Genomic DNA, 2,635 nt, shown 5'->3' with positions numbered 1-2,635 from the left:
CTTTCTTCTAAAATGGGGTAAATAAGTCTTAAATAAAATAGAAGAAGTCAGCATGGACATGAGTGGTAGTTATAAATTTTTGGTGAATAAAATATTGCCAAATGCTGTAGTGACAGTAGAGAGATTTCATGTAACAAAAATGGTAATTGCTCAACTAGGGGAAAAAAGGGAGCCATCAATCGAGAGAGCTTGTTGAATAGATTGATAAGCAGTTAAACCCTGACGTTTGCCAGTATTCACAACTGAACGAACGGCAGCAAACAAATCCCGACCCCATTCCGAACGGAAGCCATTAGTCACACGGCGAAATATTACACTCATCCGAATCGCCTGTTCGCTACTATTATTCGTGGGTGGAATTGTCGCATCTTCCAGAAATAGAAATAAATTGTCAATCAGCCCACCATATCGTTTTCGTAACCGGATACCATCCGGATTGTGTGGCACTAAATTTAAAATCCTGGTGAATCTTTCCTGTAAATTTTCTCGATATCGTTTCAGTCTAGTATCGTCTATTTTCGCTCGTCGTCGATGGACGATCAAAGCTCTTAATAATAACCTCTTCATCCCTGGGGCAAAAATTCTGTCCCCAGCATCAATCGCATATTGGCAATCCCGCAATTGATGAGCCAAACACACTTGCCATTGTGGTGCTGGATGATTTTTTTGAGCGCTAAATAAGTCTGATACCCAAATATCGGGACGATGTTCTCCGAGAACTTCGTTAATTACTCCAGTTCCTCGGCTGGGGCGAATGACGTGTAAGCAAACATCCGGGTTCTGAAACACCCACTCCCACTGATTCTGTCCGTTAACTCTCGCACTCGTTTCATCTGAACAAATTAATTTAGACCGTCGCAACCGATGGAGTATTTGAGTTACTTGGTCATCTAAACTGGTTTTGACTTGCACCAGCAAGTTGGCGATTCCTCCTTCTGATATCTTGAGTCCAAAGACTTCTCCAAATATGGACGACAGCCGTTCGTAGCTGATGGCATGAGTGTAACGCAGATATGTGACTAAGCTTTGAATAGAACTGCCAAACGGTGAACCTGGTTCCATTCCCAATGGTACAGGGGCAACGTACTTCGTTTGACAGCAGGCACACTGACCGCCATAACGTTCGATGCGGGTGATGATGGGACGAATTAGTGGTAGTTCGATTTTTTCGTAGATGGATTGTAATTTTTGTGCAGTAGCGGTCACTTTCTCTCCACACTGGGGACAATTTTTGAGTTGGGCCATGATTGTTTGGTCGGGATGAGGATGTAGTTCTCGAACCCCTCCTACTCTTCCTAGGCTTCTTTGTCTTTTTATCCCCTCAATTTTCGATGGCTGAATGTTGGGCTTGAATCCTTTGGAGGGTGGAGTGCTGGAATTTTTGCTAGTTTTTTTGGGAGACGGACTTAGTTTTGCTTGGTCTGTGGCTGCTAACGCTGCGGTGAGTTTTTGGATTTTCTCCCATAGCTCTACTATCAAGGCTTCTTTTGCCTCGTTCGATAGTTGCTTTAAGTCGGGGAGTTTTTCCATTTCTCTATCTAATGTCTATCTCGTCTTCTTGTCAAGGGGGTTGAGCAATTACCAAAAATGATACATGAAGAATTAAATAAAGCCAGAATTGACCAAAAAAAAGCAGCAGACTCACTAAAAACTGAAGAAAAAACTAAATTACTTGATAGTTTAAAAAGTAGTAAATATATACTCTTAAAAGCCGAGTAAAACTTATCTGAGGAACAAAAAACAAAATTATTACAAGTGCAATCAGACTCACCACTCGTAAAAATTATGCACTCCTTAAAAGAAGAGTTTCACGCTCTATTTGAAAAATGTAAAAATTTAAGTGCGGGAATATTAGAACTAATCGATTGGTTAAAAAAAGCAGAGCCGTACTATAAAAAGAGCGTAAACACCATTAAAAGGTGGTTTGCCGAGGTAGTAGGATATTTTGAACAAAGAACAAACAACGGAATGGTTGAAGGCATTAATAATAAATTAAAACTGTTAAAACGCAGTGGATTTGGTTTTAGAAGTTTTAAAAATTTTGAAATGCGAGCTTTGCTTCTTTGGCATTTTTATAAAGATTTAGCATACTAAGTACGGAAGAACCTCTATCTATCAACTCTTTTGTTGCTGATGAAATCGGTTGATGTCTGGGACTCATGACGAATTGCCTTCCACAATCTCGACATTTAAAATTTTGCTTCTGAGAGCGAGTGCGACCATTTTTCAATATGTATTCAGAGTTACATTTGGGACAGTTCATAAGCTAAAATTTAAGGTAGGTTAAAAGAATAAAATTATAACACATTTTCCTTGCTATGCAGAACTACCTTTTATTTTAAACGCTGTTCTTTTTTCGGGATGTCTCTTGGACTCCAGGCTATACTTAGCCCAGATGTAAACATACTTTTTTTGTTTAATATCCTCCGCACTTGTCCTCCACTTAATTTTATTCCTGTGGCTTCCTCTAAGTATGTTGCTAATCTCTGCGCTGTCCATCCTCCCAAATTATCTCCTAATTCTTGAGGGTCTTTCTCTAGAGTTTTTAATAATATTTCTATATACAGCACTTTGCGTGACTAAAAGGTACAGTAACAGCAGTGAGCAAAATAATTTTCGATTTGCTTACTTGAAC

4 protein-coding genes and 2 pseudogenes are annotated in these 2,635 nt (G+C 39.3%); 3 read left to right on the top strand and 3 right to left on the bottom strand.

Annotated elements, in window-relative coordinates; all coding sequences use genetic code 11:
• The first annotated feature begins 52 nt into the window (after window positions 1-52).
• Complete coding sequence (locus tag QUA74_RS29520; RefSeq protein WP_333336293.1) at window positions 53-196, top strand: transposase; 144 nt, start codon at window positions 53-55, stop codon at window positions 194-196.
• Here the strand turns inward: QUA74_RS29520 and tnpC are convergent.
• Window positions 151-1,530 carry an IS66 family transposase gene (gene tnpC, locus QUA74_RS29515; RefSeq protein WP_333336290.1) on the bottom strand — a complete coding sequence of 460 codons (1,380 nt, stop codon included), beginning with the start codon at window positions 1,528-1,530 and terminating at the stop codon, window positions 151-153. The two genes, QUA74_RS29520 and tnpC, sit on opposite strands and share 46 nt — an antisense overlap.
• Window positions 1,531-1,587: 57 nt before the next feature.
• Between tnpC and QUA74_RS29510 the strand changes: the two genes are divergently transcribed.
• Window positions 1,588-1,719: a hypothetical protein gene (locus tag QUA74_RS29510; protein WP_333336287.1), complete on the top strand. Its 132-nt coding sequence runs from the start codon at window positions 1,588-1,590 to the stop codon at window positions 1,717-1,719.
• 12 nt (window positions 1,720-1,731) lie between these two features.
• A pseudogene (locus QUA74_RS29505) lies at window positions 1,732-2,094 on the top strand (ISL3 family transposase); the annotation flags it as partial.
• Here the strand turns inward: QUA74_RS29505 and QUA74_RS29500 are convergent.
• A complete protein-coding gene (locus QUA74_RS29500) occupies window positions 2,033-2,263 on the bottom strand; it encodes an IS1/IS1595 family N-terminal zinc-binding domain-containing protein (RefSeq protein ID WP_333336285.1) in 231 nt (76 codons plus the stop codon). The pseudogene QUA74_RS29505 and the gene QUA74_RS29500 sit on opposite strands and share 62 nt — an antisense overlap.
• 68 nt (window positions 2,264-2,331) lie before the next feature.
• Window positions 2,332-2,564 (bottom strand): annotated as a pseudogene (locus QUA74_RS29495) (winged helix-turn-helix domain-containing protein); the annotation flags it as partial.
• Window positions 2,565-2,635: the final 71 nt, after the last annotated feature.

The organism is Microcoleus sp. LAD1_D3 (assembly GCF_036702135.1).
In the GTDB taxonomy this organism is placed as follows: Bacteria; Cyanobacteriota; Cyanobacteriia; order Cyanobacteriales; family Microcoleaceae; genus Microcoleus.
This window is presented reverse-complemented; position numbering and strand designations above follow the sequence as displayed.

Excerpts from the sequence above, each read along its gene's own strand:
- QUA74_RS29510 (WP_333336287.1), top strand. The coding sequence starts at position 1,588 with ATGATACATGAAGAATTAAATAAAGCCAGAATTGACCAAAAAAAAGCA.
- tnpC (WP_333336290.1), bottom strand. The coding sequence starts at position 1,530 with ATGGAAAAACTCCCCGACTTAAAGCAACTATCGAACGAGGCAAAAGAA.
- QUA74_RS29520 (WP_333336293.1), top strand. The coding sequence starts at position 53 with ATGGACATGAGTGGTAGTTATAAATTTTTGGTGAATAAAATATTGCCA.
- QUA74_RS29500 (WP_333336285.1), bottom strand. The coding sequence starts at position 2,263 with ATGAACTGTCCCAAATGTAACTCTGAATACATATTGAAAAATGGTCGC.